Source organism: Pantoea sp. R102, assembly GCF_004916815.1.
Lineage (GTDB): Bacteria > Pseudomonadota > Gammaproteobacteria > Enterobacterales > Enterobacteriaceae > Pantoea > Pantoea dispersa.
In genome coordinates this window covers 1-1,098 of record NZ_SDFT01000292.1, presented here as the reverse complement: position 1 = coordinate 1,098, position 1,098 = coordinate 1, and the positions used below count along the sequence as shown (strand labels likewise).

Annotated in this window: 1 protein-coding gene and 1 pseudogene; one reads left to right on the top strand and one right to left on the bottom strand. The window is 53.8% G+C overall.

Going from position 1 to position 1,098, the window contains the following annotated elements; genetic code table 11:
- A partial coding sequence (locus ERD80_RS21940; protein ID WP_211145613.1) for a mannose/fructose/sorbose PTS transporter subunit IIA occupies positions 1-420 on the bottom strand: 420 nt, incomplete at its 3' end.
- Between the two features lie 510 nt (positions 421-930).
- Here ERD80_RS21940 and ERD80_RS21935 point away from each other — a divergent pair.
- Positions 931-1,098, top strand: a pseudogene (locus ERD80_RS21935) (hypothetical protein); the annotation flags it as partial.

Genomic DNA, 1,098 nt, shown 5'->3' with positions numbered 1-1,098 from the left:
CGCTGCCGCTGCCGGCGCGGCGGATTCGGTTTTGAGCGCTTTCACCCCCTCGCGGCCGGCCTCGACGGCGATGTGGATCAGCTCTTCCAGCGATGGGTCGTCATCGCGCCCCATCAGGGTTTCCACCAGCATGGGAATGTTGACCCCGGCAATAACGTCATAGCCCGGTTTGTCCACTACGATGCGGCTGGCGGCGTTAAACGGGCTGCCGCCCCAGGTGTCCACCAGAAACAGCACGCCTTTCGACGTGTCGAGTCGGGCGAGCTGTGCCTGATATTTTTCGATTAGCGTTTCTGCATTTTCGCCGGGTACGAAATCAATCCATCCGACATTTTCCTGCTCGCCCAACAGCATTTCTGCTGTTTTAAGCAGCTGTTCTGCCGCCCAGCCATGTGTACCAATTACAAGCGCAATGGTCACTTGCTACCTCCGTTCGCATGAGAGTTCCCGACCATGGCCGGGAATCATTGAGAATTACCGTTGTTATTTTCTGTGGATCGCCCGGGACTAAATTGAAGAAAGTCATCAGGAAAAGGCCCAAAACATTCCGCGATACAGCAGTAAGGTCGCGATTTATTTTAGTGAGCGAAAAAATAAAATATGTGACGTTGCTCTGCTATTCAGAGCGTACCGGCGGCAACGGGCATTTTTATGGCAGTTTCTTGCGCTGGCGCAGTTATTTGTAAATGTAAGAAAATTTTTTGACGTTGTTGATGTAACTGATACATTAGCCTTCTGTTTATTACTCAGGAGTACCGGGCTTTAGCTCACCTATATGGACCGTCACCGACGTCGCTTCACTTGTTCCCCGCGCTGCTCAGCGCGCACCCTGACACCTGCCGGTGTTGCCTCATCCGTTAACGCCCTCTCGTCTCGCCTTCCGGCGCAGGCTCAGTCGCGTTCGCCCTTACGTTTAGCAAGGAGTCATTGATGGAATTTCTCTTCGACCCCTCAATCTGGGCGGGTTTACTGACGCTGATCGTGCTGGAGATTGTGCTCGGCATCGACAACCTGGTGTTTATCGCCATTCTTGCCGACAAGCTGCCACCGAAACAGCGCGATAAAGCGCGCCTGATTGGTCTGTCGCTGGCGCTGGTG